The sequence below is a fragment of the Pseudomonas sp. NPDC090208 genome, from assembly GCF_044746785.1.
Lineage (GTDB): Bacteria > Pseudomonadota > Gammaproteobacteria > Pseudomonadales > Pseudomonadaceae > Aquipseudomonas.
On sequence record NZ_JBIVCU010000012.1, the window covers coordinates 65,754 to 83,242 of the forward strand.

The 17,489-nt window shown below is 61.9% G+C and carries 16 protein-coding genes; 3 read left to right on the forward strand and 13 right to left on the reverse strand.

Annotated features, from left to right (window positions below):
* Positions 1 to 63: 63 nt before the first annotated feature.
* The 6 genes from ACIPL0_RS19965 to ACIPL0_RS19990 form a co-directional block, all read right to left on the reverse strand.
* Positions 64 to 1,401, reverse strand: a complete 1,338-nt coding sequence (locus tag ACIPL0_RS19965) for an MFS transporter (RefSeq protein ID WP_400598787.1) — start codon at positions 1,399 to 1,401, stop codon at positions 64 to 66.
* 190 nt (positions 1,402 to 1,591) lie between these two features.
* Positions 1,592 to 2,350 (reverse strand): LamB/YcsF family protein, encoded by a 759-nt coding sequence (locus ACIPL0_RS19970; RefSeq protein ID WP_400598784.1) that lies wholly within the window; start codon positions 2,348 to 2,350, stop codon positions 1,592 to 1,594.
* Entirely contained in the window at positions 2,343 to 3,284 is a 942-nt protein-coding gene (locus tag ACIPL0_RS19975) for a biotin-dependent carboxyltransferase family protein (protein ID WP_400598782.1), read from the reverse strand. The genes ACIPL0_RS19970 and ACIPL0_RS19975 overlap by 8 nt, the downstream gene beginning before the upstream one ends.
* Positions 3,281 to 4,063, reverse strand: coding sequence for a 5-oxoprolinase subunit PxpB (gene pxpB, locus ACIPL0_RS19980; protein WP_400598780.1), 783 nt, complete (start codon positions 4,061 to 4,063; stop codon positions 3,281 to 3,283). The genes ACIPL0_RS19975 and pxpB overlap by 4 nt, the downstream gene beginning before the upstream one ends.
* A 170-nt stretch (positions 4,064 to 4,233) precedes the next feature.
* Positions 4,234 to 4,659: a VOC family protein gene (locus ACIPL0_RS19985; protein ID WP_400598778.1), complete on the reverse strand. Its 426-nt coding sequence runs from the start codon at positions 4,657 to 4,659 to the stop codon at positions 4,234 to 4,236.
* 191 nt (positions 4,660 to 4,850) lie between these two features.
* Positions 4,851 to 5,756: a LysR family transcriptional regulator gene (locus ACIPL0_RS19990; protein ID WP_400598776.1), complete on the reverse strand. Its 906-nt coding sequence runs from the start codon at positions 5,754 to 5,756 to the stop codon at positions 4,851 to 4,853.
* A 430-nt stretch (positions 5,757 to 6,186) separates the two neighbouring features.
* On the opposite strand from ACIPL0_RS19990, the gene ACIPL0_RS19995 reads away from it, so the two are divergent.
* The 3 genes from ACIPL0_RS19995 (at position 6,187) to ACIPL0_RS20005 (ending at position 10,199) form a co-directional block, all read left to right on the forward strand.
* The gene (locus ACIPL0_RS19995) at positions 6,187 to 7,773 is read left to right on the forward strand and encodes an ABC-F family ATPase (protein ID WP_400731572.1); all 1,587 of its coding nucleotides are present in this window, start codon (positions 6,187 to 6,189) and stop codon (positions 7,771 to 7,773) included.
* A 318-nt stretch (positions 7,774 to 8,091) separates the two neighbouring features.
* On the forward strand, positions 8,092 to 9,306 hold the full coding sequence (locus ACIPL0_RS20000; RefSeq protein WP_400598772.1) for an MFS transporter: 1,215 nt from the start codon (positions 8,092 to 8,094) through the stop codon (positions 9,304 to 9,306).
* A 113-nt stretch (positions 9,307 to 9,419) separates the two neighbouring features.
* Complete coding sequence (locus ACIPL0_RS20005) at positions 9,420 to 10,199, forward strand: endonuclease/exonuclease/phosphatase family protein (protein WP_400598770.1); 780 nt, start codon at positions 9,420 to 9,422, stop codon at positions 10,197 to 10,199.
* A 581-nt stretch (positions 10,200 to 10,780) separates the two neighbouring features.
* Here the strand turns inward: ACIPL0_RS20005 and ACIPL0_RS20010 are convergent.
* The 7 genes from ACIPL0_RS20010 to catC form a co-directional block, all read right to left on the reverse strand.
* Positions 10,781 to 11,560, reverse strand: coding sequence for a 1,6-dihydroxycyclohexa-2,4-diene-1-carboxylate dehydrogenase (locus tag ACIPL0_RS20010; RefSeq protein WP_400598768.1), 780 nt, complete (start codon positions 11,558 to 11,560; stop codon positions 10,781 to 10,783).
* Between the two features lie 14 nt (positions 11,561 to 11,574).
* On the reverse strand, positions 11,575 to 12,603 hold the full coding sequence (gene benC / locus ACIPL0_RS20015) for a benzoate 1,2-dioxygenase electron transfer component BenC (RefSeq protein WP_400598766.1): 1,029 nt from the start codon (positions 12,601 to 12,603) through the stop codon (positions 11,575 to 11,577).
* A gap of 75 nt (positions 12,604 to 12,678) precedes the next feature.
* Positions 12,679 to 13,167, reverse strand: coding sequence for a benzoate 1,2-dioxygenase small subunit (gene benB / locus ACIPL0_RS20020; protein WP_400598764.1), 489 nt, complete (start codon positions 13,165 to 13,167; stop codon positions 12,679 to 12,681).
* On the reverse strand, positions 13,164 to 14,570 hold the full coding sequence (locus ACIPL0_RS20025; protein WP_400598762.1) for a Rieske 2Fe-2S domain-containing protein: 1,407 nt from the start codon (positions 14,568 to 14,570) through the stop codon (positions 13,164 to 13,166). Before ACIPL0_RS20025 ends, benB begins: the two co-directional genes overlap by 4 nt.
* Before the next feature lie 113 nt (positions 14,571 to 14,683).
* Positions 14,684 to 15,652 carry an AraC family transcriptional regulator gene (locus ACIPL0_RS20030; RefSeq protein ID WP_400598760.1) on the reverse strand — a complete coding sequence of 323 codons (969 nt, stop codon included), beginning with the start codon at positions 15,650 to 15,652 and terminating at the stop codon, positions 14,684 to 14,686.
* Positions 15,653 to 16,045: 393 nt separating this feature from the next.
* Positions 16,046 to 16,975 carry a catechol 1,2-dioxygenase gene (catA, locus tag ACIPL0_RS20035; RefSeq protein ID WP_400598758.1) on the reverse strand — a complete coding sequence of 310 codons (930 nt, stop codon included), beginning with the start codon at positions 16,973 to 16,975 and terminating at the stop codon, positions 16,046 to 16,048.
* Between the two features lie 66 nt (positions 16,976 to 17,041).
* Positions 17,042 to 17,332: a muconolactone Delta-isomerase gene (gene catC / locus ACIPL0_RS20040; RefSeq protein WP_400598756.1), complete on the reverse strand. Its 291-nt coding sequence runs from the start codon at positions 17,330 to 17,332 to the stop codon at positions 17,042 to 17,044.
* Between the last annotated feature and the right edge of the window lie 157 nt (positions 17,333 to 17,489).

Consider the following 17,489-nt stretch of genomic DNA (forward strand, 5'->3'; position numbering starts at 1 on the left):
CTGTTCAACTCACTTTTCTACAACTTGAGCGCGCCCGCTAACACCGACGGACGCATCACTTGTTTACCGACGAAGATCGCCTTTGGACGTTTCACGCAAGGTCACCACGGCAATCAATGCAAGTATCGCCGCGCCGCCCATGAAGTAACCGGGTATCAACAAGTTGCCAGTACTGCCAATCAGCGAAGTGACGATATACGGCGTCAAACCGCCACCCAGAATCGCCCCCACATTGATACTGATGGCCATGGCCGTATAACGCACGCGGGTCGGGAACTGTTCGGCATAGGTCGGATAACCCACCGACTGCACCACTGGCATCGGCAAGGTCGCGACAAACATGGCCAGCGCCGCAATCCAGAAGCTGCCGCTGCCCATCACCATCATCATCGGCACCACCAGCACCACGTAGCCGAGAAAACCGATGATCAACGCCTTCTTGCGACCGATACGGTCGGACAGCCCGCCCCAGAACGGCATCATCGCCGCCATGCAGAGACTGATCACGGCGATCACCCAGTACACCCTGGATTTGTCGAAATGCAGGTACGTGGTCAGGTAGATGTTCATGAACACCATGCCGATGAAGTACCCGGCGTTCTGCGCAAAGGCAAACACGATGACGCGCATGAGGGCCGGCAGATTATGGCTGAACACCTCACGAACCGGCGCCACGGGCGGTTTGTCCTTGGCCAGAAAGGCTCTGAACTCCGGGGTTTCCTCGACGTTGTGGCGCATGTAGAACGAAAAGACTACCAACGGAATCGACAGAAAGAACGGAATCCGCCAGCCCCAGTTCTGCAACTGCTCGGCATCCAGCAACCCGGTGGTCACCCCGCAGACAATCGCCCCCATGGCACCGCCCACTGCAACTCCCAGCGGCGTGAAGGAACCGAAAAAGCCACGTCGGCCGTTGGGCGACGACTCCGCGACGAAAGCAGCAGCCCCCACCACTTCACCTCCGGCGAAGAAACCCTGAAACAGGCGCAGCAACACCAGCAGAATGGGCGCTGCGATGCCGATCTGCGCCGTGGTCGGCAGCACGCCGATCAACGCAGTGGCGGTGCCCATGCCGATGACCGTACTCAGCAAGACATTGCGTCGACCAAAGCGGTCGGCAAGGCGGCCCAGCACGACCCCACCGATCGGCCGTACCACGAAGGCGATGCCGAATACTGCCAGCGTCGCCAGCAGTGCTGCGGTGGCATTGCCACTGGGGAAAAACAGCGGCGCAATAATGGTCGCCATGTAGCCATAAATACTGAACTCATAGTATTCAACGGCGGTGCCGGTGGCAGACGCCATGGCTGCACGTTTGGCAATCACCGTCGAATCGTCGGCTTTATGTATTTTCGAAGAAACAGATGACACGGCTTCAACTTCAGCGAGCACACGAGACATAGTTACCTTCCATCTTAGCCACTGGCTAATAAAGTTATTGAGAAAGCGGGTTCAACCGAAGTCACCCACCCACTTTCGACGACCATGGCAGAGGTAAATATTTCTTGAGCAGTTCGACATGTAGCACTCCTTATTATTGTTGAATGGCTACGAACATTGATCAGGTTGCAGGGCGCAAAATACAGCGCTATCAGACAGGGCTTCTGATCACCACCCCTTCGTCCAGCAACGCCTGCCTGATCGAGCGGGCAAAGGATGCCGCCCCTGGCTGATCGCCGTGGATGCACAGGGTTTCGGCCCGCACTGGAATCCAGTTGCCCTGCAACGTGCGCACTTCGCCGCGATGCAGCATGTTCAACACTTGATCGACCGCCACCGTGACGCTTTCGATCATGGCGCCCGGCTGCCCCCGCGGTGTCAGCGTGCCGTTGTCTTGATAGGTGCGGTCGGCAAACACTTCGTGGGCGACCCTCAAGCCAGCGTCCGTCGCGGCGGCGGTCAACTGGCTGCCGGACAGACCGAACAGGATCAGCCCCGAATCGATGTCCTTGACCGCCCGGCAGATGGCGTCCGCCGTGGGCCGGTCGCTGGCGGCGAAGTTGTACAGCGCGCCGTGGGGTTTGACGTGCCTGAGCGCCACGCCAGCGGCGCGGGTGAAACCCATCAGCGCGCCGACCTGATACACCACCAGCTCGTAGACCTCCTCTTGCGACAGCTTCATCAGCCTGCGCCCGAACCCTTGCAGGTCATCGAAGCCCGGATGCGCGCCCACCGCCACATCCAACCTTGCCGCCAGCGCCACGGTACGGCGCATCGTGCTCGAATCGCCGGCATGAAAGCCGCAAGCGATATTGGCCGAGGTGATGTGCGGCAAAACGGCTGCATCGTCACCGGCCTGGTAAAGACTGAAGCCTTCGCCGACATCACTGTTGAAATCAATCTCAGGCATTGAAGGCCTCCATCGCCTTGAATGAGCGGGCTCGGTCAAGGAACAGTTTTTGCGCATCGTGCAGATCGATCAGGGAAAAACGCAGCGTGTCCCCCGGCAGCATCTGCGCCAGACGCGGCAGGTCGACACTGGCCACCTGGGCGATACGCGGGTAGCCACCGGTGGTTTGTCGGTCTGCCATGAGGATCAGCGGCTGTCCGCTCGGCGGCACCTGCACGGTGCCGAACGCCACGCTTTCCGACAGCAGTTCGCAGGGGCTGGCCAGCGTCAGGGCAGGCCCGGTCAAGCGATAGCCCATACGGTCCGAGTCGCCGCTCAAGGTGTAGTTGCCGCTCAGAAAATCCTGCTGCGACTGCTCACTGAAAAACGCCCACTCGCGGCCGGCCATGACCCGGATCGGCAGGTCTTCGCCCGCGCCGCAGCACACAGCGTCGAAGTCGCGCCCCAGCCGCGGCGGATTGGCGAACGACGAGCAGATCGGGATCAGGTCCCCCGTCTGCAGCGCCCGGCCACGCAAGCCACCGAAACCGCCACGGGCGTTGGTGCTGGTACTGTCCATCACCGTCGGCAGCAGAAAACCGCCGCCCACCGCCAGATAACTGCGCGCACCGTGTTCGCGTTTGCCGAAGCTGAGCACCGAGTTCGCCGGCACGACTTGGGCCATGCCCGGTTTGAACGGCTCGCCGTTGAGGGTTGCGCCCAAATCGGCGCCGGCCAGGGCAATCAGCGCCTTGGCCTGAAACAGCAAGGTGGGGCCCTGCAGCGTCATCTCCAGCGTGGTGAACGCGCGCGGGTTGCCCACCAACAGATTGCACAGTTCATGGGCCGCTTCGTCCATGACCCCGGAAACCGGCACGCCCCAATGCTGAAAACCATGGCGTCCGGTGTCCTGAAACGAAGACAGCAGCCCCGGTTTGATGACCTTGATCGTCATGGTGTCTCTCCCTGCGCCAGCCTTTCGAACTCACGGCCACTGATCGCGGTGAAGCGAATCTGATCGCCGCCCTTGAGCAGGCACGGAATATTGTCAAATGGCGAAAACAGGTTCAGCGGCGTGCGCCCAATCAGGTGCCAGCCGCCCGGCAGCTCAGCCGGATAGATCACGCTCTGCCGGTTGGCGAGACCCACACTGCCCTTCTCCACACGCTTGCGCGGCACCGGACGACGGGGCAACGAGAGTGCTTGCGGGAGCATGCCGATGTACGGATGGCCCGGCGCGAAACCCACCATCAGAACATCGAGCCAGTCAGCGGTGTGAGCGGCAATGACCTCGGCGACCGACAGCGAACAAGCCTGCGCGACTTCAGCGAGGTCTGGCGCGTACTCCGCCTCGTAGCACACCGGAATCTCGATACGGCGCACCACCGGGTCTTGCGTGCCGACCGCTTGCTGCAGAGCCTTGCGCAAGGCTTCACACACCGCGTCGTACGGCGACTGTTGCGGACACCGGGTAAAGAAATCCAGGGGTGAATAATGCACACCGACCGTCACCATGGCGGCGACCACATCGGTAATGCCGGGCAACAGACCTTGCCCTGCCAGGGTCCGCAGCGTGTTGGCCACGTGCGCTGCCTGACGGTTGGCTTCGACCGAGAACAGCGTGTCGAAGACGAGAATGACGCAACGCTCGCCGCAGGGCTCGAATCGCCACGGCTGGCCCGACTGGCGGGCGTCCGGCGCTGGCGCGGTCGCATGGGCACTGATGTCGAACATGACGTTCTCTATCCTTATGCAGCAGGCAGGTGATCAGCCAGGCGAGCACAAGACGGGACACCACCGGACACAAGGCGGTCTCCACACATCATCAGGGCGCTGCAAGGCTATACGGCTGGTGGCGCCGTCGCTCTGCTGGCGACGGTCGCGGTAACTGCAGTGACGCGCGCTTACTTGGCGAACAACTGGCTCATGTCCTTGAACGCCTTGAACTCCAGCGCGTTGCCACACGGGTCGAACAGGAACATGGTCGCCTGCTCGCCCACCTGGCCTTTGAAGCGGACATACGGTTCGATCACGAACCGGGTCTCACGGGCACGCAGGCGGTCGGCCAGCGCTTCCCACTCGTCCCAGTGCAGGATGATGCCGAAGTGCGGGACCGGCACATCGTGGCCGTCCACCGGGTTGGAGTGCACCGACTCCTGGGAAGCGGTCTTCGGATGTTCGTGAATCACCAGTTGGTGGCCGTAAAAATCGAAGTCGACCCACTGCGCGCTGGAGCGGCCTTCGGCCAGGCCGAAAACGTCGCCGTAGAAGTGCCGTGCCGCGGCGAGGTCATAAACAGGGATAGCCAGGTGAAAAGGAGAAAGGCTCACGGTGTATTCCTATCAGGTTGTTGTGCGTGAGCTGATTCTTGACCGAATGACCCCGCGATAAAAGCGGATATTTTGACACCTGAGCAACAATATTTTTGATGAGTCGACGGCTTTTATCTGCTTTTGCACCAATTCCAGTCGTCATGCCCGAAAGCCGTGCACCGCTGATCCATACGCTAACCCGCTGATTTTCAAGAAGAGGCTCTGGCCTGCCGGCTCTGCGCGCTGTGCCTGGCCATGGCGTCCACCACGCAGGTGCGGAACAGGTTGAACAGCGGTGCGTGCCGCTGCTGATAACGGCTCAGCAGCACGATCTCGCGGAAGAAGGTCAGCTCGCCGAGGTCGATGATCCGCACTTCCGAGGTGTTCTCCAGCCACAGCCCCGCCATCGGCACCAGCGCAATGCCCAACCCGCTGCGGACCATCTTCACGATGGCGTCGAGTTCATCCAGCTCCAGGGTCTGACGCACGTGCAGCTTCTGCTCGCGCAAGAACTGCGTCACCGAGCGGCCACCGAAGGAGTTACGGTCGTAACGAATCAACGGCTGCTCGCGCAGCAACTGCAGAGGATCGTTGCCGCGCACGTTTTTCGGCGTCAGCAACACGAACGGTTCCCGCGCAATCACCTCGGCACGCAGGTCTTTGGGCAAGGCGAACGGTGGATTGATCATGATCGCCAGGTCCAGATCGCCGGAATCCACCAGACTCAGCAGGTTCAGCGACACCCCCGGAATCAGGCTGGCCTCGATAAAGGGTGCCTTGGCCTTCAGCGCCACCAGCACCTGCGGCAGGATGCCGGTCTGCACCGTGCCAATGGCGCCGATGCGCAACGAGCCGTGGAAGTCATTGTCCGTGTCCGGCGCGCCCATGCGGGAAAAGATCTGCAGGATCTCCTCCGCTAGCGGAATAGCCCGCTGCCCCGCCGAATTCAGCGTCGCCGCACGCCCGGAGCGATCAAACAGCTTCACCCCCAGACTGTCCTCCAGATTGCGGATCTGCGCACTCACCGCCGACTGGGTCAACCCCACCTCCTGCCCCGCTGCCGCGAACGTGCCGCGCCGGGCGACGCAGATGAAGGTTTTCAGTTCTCTGATCACTAGGGGTCCTCTTGTTGGACGGGCCAGACGTCCTGTTCGCGATGGCCTGGCGGCCAAGTATGGCGTTTATCTTCACGCATGGCTTGTATAGCCATCGAGCAGGGCCGGGATGTAGATCCCGCCGACCGGTGTTACAATCGCCCGCCTCACGTCAGCACCGAGCGCTTTTTGCCCTTCATCGGCAGCGCCCCGGCGACACGACCATACCTACGCGACCATGCACGGGACGCTTGGCAGGAACTCCGGTTTCTCTGCCAGTGACCTGAAGATGGCGTCGAGACACTGCTTCCCTCTTCGCTCATTGCCTGATGCTGCCTCACTTCCCGAGGCGGTCGAAAAGCGGTCGGGCAGAATTGAATCGGCGGGACAGCGGTTCTGGAAAGCAGGTCGAAAACCACATACAACCTTGTAACCCGAGCAGGATAAGTCATTGATTTCCACAGCTAACATCACGATGCAGTTCGGCCCAAAGCCGCTGTTCGAGAACGTTTCGGTCAAATTCAACAACGGCAACCGCTATGGCCTGATCGGTGCCAACGGCTGTGGCAAGTCGACCTTCATGAAGATCCTCGGCGGCGATCTGGAGCCGTCCGGCGGCCAGGTGATGCTGGAGCCGAACGTGCGTCTGGGTAAATTGCGCCAGGACCAGTTCGCTTACGAGCAGTTCACCGTGATCGACACCGTGATCATGGGCCACGAGGAGCTGTGGAAGGTCAAGGCCGAGCGCGACCGCATCTATTCGCTGCCGGAAATGACCGAAGAAGACGGCATGGCCGTGGCCGAGCTGGAAACCGAGTTCGCCGAGATGGACGGTTACACCGCCGAATCCCGCGCCGGTGAATTGCTGCTGGGTCTGGGTATTCCGCTGGAACAGCATTTCGGTCCGATGTCCGAAGTCGCGCCGGGCTGGAAGCTGCGTGTGCTGCTGGCGCAGGCGCTGTTCTCCGATCCGGAAGTGCTGCTGCTCGACGAACCGACCAACCACCTGGACATCAACACCATCCGCTGGCTGGAATCGATTCTCACGGCGCGTAACAGCACCATGATCATCATTTCCCACGACCGTCACTTCCTCAACAGTGTCTGCACCCACATGGCCGACCTGGACTACGGCGAGCTGCGTCTGTTCCCGGGCAACTATGACGAGTACATGACTGCCGCGACCCAGTCCCGCGAGCAACTGCTGTCGGACAACGCCAAGAAGAAAGCCCAGATCGCCGAGCTGCAGACTTTCGTCAGCCGCTTCTCGGCCAACGCCTCGAAAGCCAAGCAGGCCACCTCCCGTGCCAAGCAGATCGACAAGATCCAGCTGGCCGAGGTCAAGCCATCGAGCCGCGTCAGCCCGTTCATCCGTTTCGAGCAGACCAAAAAGCTGCACCGTCAGGCCGTGACCGTCGAGCACATGTCCAAGGGCTTCGACGGCAAGACCCTGTTCAAGAACTTCAGTTTCACCGTCGAAGCCGGCGAGCGCGTCGCGATCATCGGCCCGAACGGTATCGGCAAGACCACCCTGCTGCGCACGCTGATGAGCGAGCTGACCCCGGATGCAGGTTCGGTGAAATGGACCGAAAGCGCCGAACTGGGCTACTACGCGCAGGACCATGCTCACGACTTCGAAGATGATGTCACCCTGTTCGACTGGATGGGCCAGTGGACTCAGGGCGAGCAGATGATTCGCGGCACCCTGGGCCGCATGCTGTTTTCCAACGACGAAATCCAGAAGTCGGTGAAAGTGATCTCCGGTGGTGAACAAGGCCGCATGCTGTTCGGCAAGCTGATCCTGCAAAAGCCGAACGTGCTGGTGATGGACGAACCGACCAACCACCTGGACATGGAATCCATCGAAGCGCTGAACCTGGCGCTGGAGAACTACCCGGGCACGCTGATTTTCGTCAGCCACGACCGTGAGTTCGTATCGTCCCTGGCAACCCGCATCATCGAACTGACCCCGGACGGCGTAACCGACTTCAGCGGCACCTACGATGACTACCTGCGCAGCCAGGGTGTGATCCTCTGATAGCGACACCCGTTTTGTAGCAGTCCGGCTTGCCGGCGATGGCGGTCTCAAATCAGCCTTCGCGGGCAAGCCCGCTCCCACAGGTTCCGGGGCATTCACATGCTCCGGGCACAACAACGCACCTGTGGGAGTGGGCTTGCCCACGAAAGGGCCGGCCCAGCCGATACCCTTTTGACTGCCATTACCCGCTTCGCCAGCAAGTCGTCCCCCACCGCGTCGCCGCCGCAGAATCTGCTGTTTTTAGATCGTTAGCCTGCTTTCATTTCAATTCGTGTCGAGCGATGATGGCGCACTCCCACCGCTCCAGCGAAGAGTCCCATGTCTGCCGCCCTGCCGCCCAATACGCCCGTTCGCAACGCCAGTTCGATGGCGATCACGCTGCAAATCATCTCCATCGTGTTCTATACCTTCGTCGCGTTCCTGTGCATCGGCCTGCCGATCGCGGTAATGCCCGGTTACGTGCATGACCAGCTCGGTTTCAGCGCCGTGGTAGCCGGTCTGGTGATCGGTTCGCAGTACCTGGCGACCCTGCTCAGCCGGCCCTTCGCCGGGCGTATCTGCGACACCATCGGCACCAAGCGGGCGATCGTCTACGGTCTGGCGGGGATTGCCCTGAGCGGTGTGCTGACGGTACTGGCGATTGCGCTGCAAAGCCTGGCGGCGGTGAGTCTGGTGATTCTGGTCATCGCTCGACTGATTCTGGGTGGCTCGCAGGGTCTGATCGGCGTCGGCACCATCAGTTGGTGCATCGGCCAGGTCGGTGCCGAACACACGGCGCGCTCGATTTCCTGGAACGGCATCGCCTCCTACGGCGCCATTGCCATTGGCGCGCCACTGGGAGTGGTGATGGTCGACGCGCTGGGCTTCATCAGCCTGGGGATGGTGCTGACCGTGCTGGCTGCAGGCGCCCTGCTGCTGATCCGCAACAAGCCGCCGGTGCCGGTGGTACGGGGCGAGCGCATGGCGTTCTGGTCGGTGTTCGGACGGGTCGCGCCCTATGGCCTGAGCCTGACCCTGTCGTCCATCGGCTACGGCACCCTGACCACCTTCATCACCCTGTATTACGTCAGCCGCGGCTGGCAGGGCGCGGCCTGGTGCCTGACGGTGTTCGGCATCTGCTTTATCGTCGCCCGCCTGTTCTTCATCAATGCCATCACCCGTTTTGGCGGCTTCCGTTCGGCGATCACCTGCATGTCGGTGGAAACCGTCGGCCTGGTGCTGCTGTGGCTGGCGCCCAATACCAGCCTCGCCCTGCTGGGTGCCGGTCTGACCGGTTTTGGCCTGTCGCTGGTGTACCCGGCCATCGGCGTCGAAGCGATCAAGCAAGTGCCCAACAGCAGTCGCGGTGCGGGACTTGGCGCTTATGCGGTGTTCTTCGATCTGGCGCTGGCGATTGCCGGGCCGCTGATGGGCGCGATTGCGCTGGGCATGGGTTACGGCTGGATTTTCTTCTTCGCTGCCCTGCTGTCGGTGCTGGCGTTGGCCCTGACGCTGCTGCTGTCGCGCAAACCGGCGGTCGATACGCGGGTGTGACGCCACACCGGTCAGGCCGTGGCAGAAACGGCTGAACTGCCATGCAGCGCGCAGGTCGGAGTTAGCACATCCCACGGAACAGGAGCGTACGCGTGATACCTGACCCTGCTGGCATGAGTGTTCCGCCTGTCGACATGGCCGGCGCGCGCGACGTCCACCGGCTGCGCGTGCTGACGGTCAACACTCACAAGGGCTTCACCGCGCTGAACCGGCGCTTCATCCTGCCGGAGCTGCGTGAGGCGGTGCGCAGTACCGGCGCCGATCTGGTGTTTCTGCAGGAAGTGCTCGGCGGCCACGACCGTCATGCCGAGCGATACCACAACTGGCCGGTGACCTCGCAGTACGAGTTTCTCGCCGACAGCATGTGGAGCGATTTCGCTTACGGGCGCAATGCGGTCTATCCCGACGGCCACCATGGTAATGCTCTGCTCTCCAAATACCCGATCCTGCATTACCGCAACCTCGACGTGTCGATCACCGGCCCGGAAAGGCGCGGCTTGCTGCATTGCGTGTTGCAGGTGCCGGGGCATGACGAGGTGCATGCGATCTGCGTGCATTTGAGCCTGCTGGAAAGCCACCGCCAGTTGCAGCTGGACCTGCTCTGCGCCCTGCTCGACTCTCTGCCCGAGCATGCGCCGGTGGTGATTGCCGGTGATTTCAATGACTGGCAACTGCACGGCAACAAGCGACTAGGCCGTGTCGAGTATCTGCATGAAGCGTTCGAGCGCAGCCACGGACGTTTGGCAAAAACCTACCCGGCGCGCTTCCCATTGCTGCGTCTGGACCGCATCTACCTGCGCAATGCCACCAGCCATGATCCGAAGATCCTCGGCACTCGACCGTGGACGCACCTCTCAGACCATCTGCCGCTGGCGGTGGAAGTGCATATGTAAGCGGCGTGATGCCTTTCTGGGAAGGAGCTCTGCTCGCGATGGTGGTGAAGCAGTTGACGTTGCATTGACTGGACTGACGCTATCGCGAGCAGAGCTCCCTCCCACGGCCTGCGGCCAGAAGCAATTGCGGCGGTGTTCGCTGACCCGTAGCAGTCCGGCTTGCCGGCGGTGGCGTCCGCGTGATCGCTGCCGCCGGCAAGCCGGACTGCTACGTGTTTTGGGTTATCCGTTGGAGAGCTGGCAAACACGCATCCTGTGGGAGGGAGCCCTGCTCGCGATAGCGGTGGATCGGGCGCTGCGAGGGTGACTGAACGATTCGCGACCGTCGTGACCTCCGATCCCTCCCACAGGATGTACAGCCTTCGCGGGCAAGCCCGCTCCCACAAGTTTTGTGGTGCTCCACAAAGCCCAGATATGACAAAGCCCCCGTGGGAGGGAGCTCTGCTCGCGATAGCGGTGGATCGGGCACTGCGAGGGTGACCGAACGATTCGCGACCGTCGTGACCTCCGATCCCTCCCACGGGATGTACAGCCTTCGCCGTCAAGCCGGACTGCTACGGGGTTTGAAGCCTTGGCTGGCTTCAGCCCAGATCCCCACCACCCACCGGCAAGGTCACGCCGGTGATGTACGAGGCTTCGTCCGAGGCCAGAAACAGGATCGCCGACACCTGTTCTTCAATGGTGCCGTAACGTTTCATCAGGCTGCTGTCGATGGTCTGGTCGACAATCTGCTGGTACCACACCTGTTCCTGTGCGCTTTGCGGGTTGGTGTTGCGCGGGATGCGCCGGGGGGGCGCTTCGGTGCCGCCGGGGGCGGTGGCGTTGACGCGGATGCCGCGTTCGGCAGTTTCCAGCGCCAGGCAGGCGGTCAGCGCGTTCACCCCGCCCTTCGCCGCGCCGTATGGCACACGGTTGAGACTGCGGGTGGCGATGGACGAGACGTTGACGATGGCACCGGCACCCTGCTCCAGCATGTGCGGCAAGGCGGCATGGCAGCACCATAGCGTCGGGAACAGCGAGCGCTGCACTTCCGACATGATTTCATTGGCCTGATAGTGCTCGAACGGCTTGGCCCAGATGGTGCCGCCGACGTTGTTGATCAGGATGTCGATGCGGCAGAAACGCTCCGCCGCCGCCGTCATCATCCGTTGGCACTCTTCGTAATGCTCAAGATCGGCAGTCAGGGTCAGCAGTCTGCTGCTGTCGACGCAGCCGCTTTGCAGTTCATGGACCAGTGCAGAACGGTCCACCGCCACCACCTTCGCACCTTCGGCCAGCAGGCATTGCGCAACGCGCTGGCCGATGCCCTGGGCCGCGCCGGTCACCACGGCCACCTTGTCGGTAAATCTATCGGGACGCATGACGTTCTCCTGGCTCAGGCCGCGACGCTGGCGGGTTGGGTCGGGGTGAATTTTTCGTAGAGGAAGCTGGCCGGCTGCACGCCTTCGGCGTCGAAGTGACGACGCACAGCTTCGACCATCGGCGGCGGGCCGCAGACGTACACATCGACATTGCCGTCGTGCAGTTGCCCGGCGTCCATGTGCTGGGTCACATAGCCCTTGCGCGGATGTGCCGATTCAGCGTCGGCCACCACGGTGGCGAAGGTGAAATTTGCCAGGCGATCCGCAAAACCCTGCAGGCGTTCCAGCAACACCAGATCGACATCACGGTTGACCCCGTAGATCAGATGCACCGGCTCGGCACTGCCCTTCTCCGCCAGCACTTCCAGCATCGCCAGGAACGGCGCCAGCCCGGTGCCGCCAGCCAGCATCAGCACCGGACGCTTGACCTCACGCAGATAGAAGCTGCCCAGCGGGCCGGTCATGCTGAAGCGCTGCCCGACCTTGGCTGCGCCCAGGCAAGCGCTCATCAGGCCGCCCGGCACCTGCTTGATCAGGAAGCTGAAACGGCTGGCACCCGGCGCCGAACTGAAGGAATACGCGCGGACCTGATCGCTGCCCGGCACGGAAATATTGACGTACTGGCCCGGCAGGAACACCGGCGCGGTGCTGTCGGCGGCGATATCGAAGCTGACTTCCAGCGCTGCATCGTCGTGTACCGCCAGTTCGGCCAGGGTCGCGTCGAACTTGCCGATGCCGGTCTTGCAGGCGGTGGAAGGCACAGGCACGGCCACCACACAATCGGTGCTCGGGATCATCTGGCAAGTCAGCACCAAACGCTTCTCGGCTTCGTCTTCGCTCAGGGCGTCTTCGATGTACTCGTCGCCCAGATCGTATTCGCCCTCGTCACAGCGGCATTTGCAGGTACCGCAGACGCCGTCGGAGCAGTCCATCGGCAGGTTGATACGGTTGCGGTAGGCGGCGTCGAGCACTTTCTCGCCGCTCTTGCAGTCGATGAACCGGGTCACGCCGTCTTCGAAATTCAGTGCAATGGTGTAGCTCATGATCGGAGCCTCCGTCATGGCGGGCGCCGCGGGGCCGGTCGGCACGGGGTGCAACCGGCACGCCGGGCGGCGGGCCTAGATGTGGTAGATGTCGATGACCTGGTGGATGTAGTCGTTCTTCAGCACGACTTTCTTGCGCGTGATCAGCGGTTGCTCGCCGCGCACATCCAACTGGTAAAACGACGTCCCGAAATAGGTATCGGTGTGCTTGTAGCGATGGCTCAGGGTGTGCCAGTTGAAGCGCACTTCGACCTGTCCATCGGTCTCGCTCAGCACTTCCACATTGCTGACGTTATGGGCGGTGCGCGGCTCCGGCATGCTGGCGCTGGAGCGTTCGGTCTTGATCCGGAACACCCGGTCTTCCAGGCCATCGCGGCACGGGTAGTAGACCAGCGACAGTTCGCGCTGCGGGTCTTCGGTCAGACGGTCATCGTCGTCCCAGGCCGGCATCCAGAACACCGCGTGGGCGGAGTAGCACTCCAGCCATTCGTCCCACTGACGGTCGTCGAGCAGGCGCGCCTCTTTATAGAGAAAGGCGCAGATTTCGGCGTAGGACAGGCTCATGCTGCCACCTCCCCGCCGTCGGTAGCGATCAACTGCCCGCGCTCACTTTCCAGCGCCTGATGCAGGGCTTTGGCCCAATACATGTGCTGACGCACGAACAGGCCTTCGTCTTCGGTCTTGATGCCGCTGAGCAGCGGCTGCATGCCCATGGCCTTGGCATTGTCGTCGGCGCCCTCGACCCAGTGCGCGGCACCGCGGCTAAGGTCGTTCCACTGCGACGTCTGGCCCTGGTAGCCGCTCTGGCAGGCGCGGAACTCTTCCAGATCGTCCGGCGTGCCCATGCCGCTGACGTTGAAGAAGTCTTCGTACTGGCGGATGCGCAAGGCGCGCTCCTGATCGCTTTCGCCCTTGGGTGCGAAGCAGTAGATGCTGATTTCGGTCTGGTCCACGGCAATCGGACGGATAACGCGAATCTGCGTGGAGAACTGGTCCATCAGGTACACGTTGGGGTACAGGCCGAGGTTGCGGGTCTGGCCGACGATGAAATCGGCGCGGGTCTCACCCAGGCGGGCCGCCAGTTCTTCGCGGTGAGCGTACACCGGGCGCACTTCCGGGTTCAGCAGGTTGGTCCACAACAGGATGTGGCCATTTTCGTAAGCGTACGAGCCACCGACACTTTTCGACCAGCCGTTGGCATCGACGGTGCGGGTGCCTTCGGCCTCGTAGTTGCGGCGCTGCATGGTCGCCGAGTAGTTCCAGTGCACGGAGCTGACGTGGTAGCCGTCGGCGCCGTTTTCGGTCTGCAGTTTCCAGTTGCCGTCGTAGCAGTAGGTCGAGCTGCCGCGCAGCACTTCCAGGCCTTCAGGGGCCTGGTCGACGATCTGGTCGATGATCACGCGGGTTTCACCGAGGTGGTCGGCCAGCGACTGCACATCAGCGTTGAGGCTGCCGAACAGGAAACCACGGTAGTTCTCGAAACGGGCCAGTTTCTTCAGATCGTGGGAGCCGTCGCAGTCGAAGCTCTCCGGGTAGGCACCGGTCTTGCCGTCTTTGACTTTGAGCAGTTTGCCGGCGTTGCTGAAGGTCCATCCATGGAACGGGCAGGTGAACGAACCCTTGTTACCGTGCTTGCGGCGGCACAGGGTGGCGCCACGGTGGGCGCAGGCGTTGATCAGGCCGTGCAGTTCACCCTGTTTGTCGCGGGTGATGACCACGGGCTGACGGCCGATGTAGGTGGTGAAGTAATCGTTGATTTCGGGAAGCTGGCTCTCGTGGGCCAGATAGACCCAGTTACCCTCGAAGATGTGCTTCATCTCCAGGTCGAACAGGTCCGGGTCGGTGAAGACGTCACGGCGGCAGCGGAAGATCCCTTTGGCGGGGTCGTCCTGAACCGATTCGGTCAATTGGCGAGCAAGGCGGTCGAGCGTGCCGGTTCCGGCACCTGAGAGAATCGGGCCTTTCATGGTAGTAGGACCTCGCTTGTTTTTATAAGAGTCACGGAAAGTGAATCAGGCGAGGTCCAGATTAAGAAAGCGGCCCGCTCTCCAATAGCCGCTTTCTGCGAATCGATATCCGCTTACTGCAACTGGCTATCGCCACCGCGATAACGCTTGAACGTGGCCGACGGCAACTCACCGAAACGCTGGCGATAGCACTCGGCAAACCGACCCAAATGCACAAAGCCATGGTCCATGGCGATCTCGGTCACGCTACGGGCCTTGTAGGCCGGGTCGCGCAGCAGGTTATGAATGCGCTCCAGCTTGCGCTGGCGCACGTAATCCTTCGGCGAGGTGCCGACATGGCGCTCGAACAGGGTGTACAGCGAGCGTTCGCTGACCATCGCCACGTTGATCAGTTGGGTGATGCTGATGTCCTGGGTCAGGCGCTCTTCGATGAAATGCGCCAGGTGCTCGAAACTCGACCCCTGATCCTGGGCGCTGACCCGCTGCACATTGTTGCTCAGCAGGCTCAGCAACTTGCTGCCGAGAATCCGCGCGTAATGCTCCTGCACATGGGGCAAGGAACCGACAGTTTCAGCCTCGTCGCAGACCAGCGTCAGCAGGTTGAGAATGCCGTTGATGTCGCGCTGGGTCTGGGCAAAGCGGATGCCTTCGCTCGGGCGCAGCCAGTGCTGCTCGGCACAGCTGCTTTCCAGCAGGCTGATCGGCAGGCGCACGATGAATTTCTCGCAATCGGCGGAATAGGTCAGGTCCACCGGGTCATCCGGGTTGATCAGCAACAGCTCGCCGGGCAGATAGATACGCTCGTCGCCGCGATATTCCGAGCGGCAATGGCCGGCCAGGAGAATCTGCAGGTGATAGATGTTTTCCAGCGCCTGGGAGGTCACCCGCACGCTACCGCCGTAGCTGAGCCGGCACAGATCCAGATTGGAGAACTTGCGATGGTTGACGCTGGCTTGCGGCGAACCGCGCCGGGGCAGTTCGATGCAGTGATTGCCGACGTGCTGATTGACGTATTCCGACACGGCATAAGGATCGGCCTGCTGAAATACCTGGCTGCGGGCGCTCAACAATTGCGGCTGCATGATCACGGTTCTCTTGTTGTTATCGGTTTGCTGTACGCATTCTTTCGATTTGACGCATGCCCTTGTAGGAGCGTGGCTGGTCCCGCGACCGGCTGCGAAGCAGTCGTAAATCCATACGCATTGGCCATGTCAGCAAGAACGCATACGCAGGTTTCACGACGACTTCGTCGCCGGTCGCAGGGCAAGCCAGCTCCTACAGGTAAGGTTCAGTCCACAAACAGCATACGCCTGAACGGCCGTTGTGGAAGACAGCAGATGCCTGAACGGCCTCTGTGGGAGCGGGCTTGCCCGCGAATGCAGCCTGTCAGACACAACATCGGCGTCTGAACCGGCACATTCGCGGGCAAGCCCGTTCCCACAGGGGGCACTGCAATGCCCCACCATGGCCAGCGATCAGGCCTCCAGCGCCCTCGGCCGTGCCGCACGCTGTTCGGCTTTCGGTTCGTCCGCCGATTGCAGGGTGAAGTCGAAGTCGATTTCGGCGAAGCGCCCGCTGATGCCGCGTGCCTGGGCCTTCTGCTCGTCTTCGATGAAGCGGATGTCGGCAATCAGCTCATCGCGGGTGGCGTAGGCGAAATCGTCGTGCAGGTACTTCTCGCCCGCCAGGTTGATCTGCGTGGTCAGGTGGCGATGCCCCGGCGCGGAGATGAAGAAATGCACGTGGGCCGGACGCTGGCCGTGGCGACCGATCTGATCCAGCAGTTGCTGGGTCGGACCGTCTGGCGGGCAGCCGTAGCCCGACGGCACGATGCTGCGGAATTGATAGCGACCCTCGGCATCGGTTTCGATGCGGCGGCGCAGGTTGAAGTCCGATTGCGAGGCATCGAAGTACGAATAGGTGCCACCGGTGTTGGCGTGCCAGACATCGACAATGGCGCCGGCCAGCGGCTTGCCGTCGGTGTCGCGGACCTGGCCCTGCATGAACAGGATGGTGCCCGGGTCCTGGCCGTCATCGAGGCGCGCCTCGCCTTTGCTCAGCGGAGCGCCGGCCACGTACAGCGGGCCTTCGATGGTACGCGGCGTGCCGCCGGTACGACCGGCCTGCTCGTCTTCGGCGTCCATCAGCAGGTCCAGGTAATGTTCCAGGCCCAGGCCGGCCACCAGCAGACCGGCCTCCTGACGCTGGCCCAGTTCGTTGAAATAGTTGACGGCCTTCCAGAATTCTTCCGGGGTGATCTGCAGGTCTTCGATGATCTTGATCGAGTCGCTGAGCACGCGGTGCACAACGGCCTTCATGCGGCTGCTGCCCTGGTCGTTGTCGAAGCCGCTGGCTTCCTTGAAAAACGCCTTCACTTCGGCAGTCTGGGAAATGGATACGGTCATGGCGGGTTCCTCATCTTGTTGTTATGCAAGCCCGGTCGGTGCCGGACGATAGTTCAGCCTGGCAAATCAGCGGTCATCGTCATGGATCGAAGACGGGTGACGGCACATGGCCGTGACCTCGATGTCCATGTACGGAAACAGTGGCAGCTGCATCAGGGTGTCGTGCAGCGCCTGATTGTCGGCCACGTCGAAGATGCTGACGTTGGCGTACTGCCCGGCGATGCGCCACAGGTGGCGCCAGGTGCCTTCACGTTGCAGGCGCTGGGCCAGTTCCTTTTCATCGGCCTTGAGCCGGTTGGCCTGCTCGACCGGCATGTCGGCCGGGATTTTCACGGTCATGCGTACGTGGAAAAGCATGGGAGGTCCTCTTGTTCTCGTGAATTTAACGCGTTCCCCTGTAGGAGCTGGCTTGTCCTGCGACCTGCCGGGAACCGGCAGTAAACCCGGTAAACGCGGTGCATCAGATAAACCGTATGCGCAGTTTTTACGACGACGTTGTCGCCGGTCGCAGGAC

Coding starts and splice junctions, on each gene's coding strand:
- ACIPL0_RS19965 (WP_400598787.1), bottom strand. CDS start 1,401: ATGTCTCGTGTGCTCGCTGAAGTTGAAGCCGTGTCATCTGTTTCTTCG.
- ACIPL0_RS19970 (WP_400598784.1), bottom strand. CDS start 2,350: ATGCCTGAGATTGATTTCAACAGTGATGTCGGCGAAGGCTTCAGTCTT.
- ACIPL0_RS19975 (WP_400598782.1), bottom strand. CDS start 3,284: ATGACGATCAAGGTCATCAAACCGGGGCTGCTGTCTTCGTTTCAGGAC.
- pxpB (WP_400598780.1), bottom strand. CDS start 4,063: ATGTTCGACATCAGTGCCCATGCGACCGCGCCAGCGCCGGACGCCCGC.
- ACIPL0_RS20000 (WP_400598772.1), top strand. CDS start 8,092: ATGTCTGCCGCCCTGCCGCCCAATACGCCCGTTCGCAACGCCAGTTCG.
- ACIPL0_RS20005 (WP_400598770.1), top strand. CDS start 9,420: ATGAGTGTTCCGCCTGTCGACATGGCCGGCGCGCGCGACGTCCACCGG.
- ACIPL0_RS20010 (WP_400598768.1), bottom strand. CDS start 11,560: ATGCGTCCCGATAGATTTACCGACAAGGTGGCCGTGGTGACCGGCGCG.
- benC (WP_400598766.1), bottom strand. CDS start 12,603: ATGAGCTACACCATTGCACTGAATTTCGAAGACGGCGTGACCCGGTTC.
- benB (WP_400598764.1), bottom strand. CDS start 13,167: ATGAGCCTGTCCTACGCCGAAATCTGCGCCTTTCTCTATAAAGAGGCG.
- ACIPL0_RS20025 (WP_400598762.1), bottom strand. CDS start 14,570: ATGAAAGGCCCGATTCTCTCAGGTGCCGGAACCGGCACGCTCGACCGC.
- ACIPL0_RS20030 (WP_400598760.1), bottom strand. CDS start 15,652: ATGCAGCCGCAATTGTTGAGCGCCCGCAGCCAGGTATTTCAGCAGGCC.
- catA (WP_400598758.1), bottom strand. CDS start 16,975: ATGACCGTATCCATTTCCCAGACTGCCGAAGTGAAGGCGTTTTTCAAG.
- catC (WP_400598756.1), bottom strand. CDS start 17,332: ATGCTTTTCCACGTACGCATGACCGTGAAAATCCCGGCCGACATGCCG.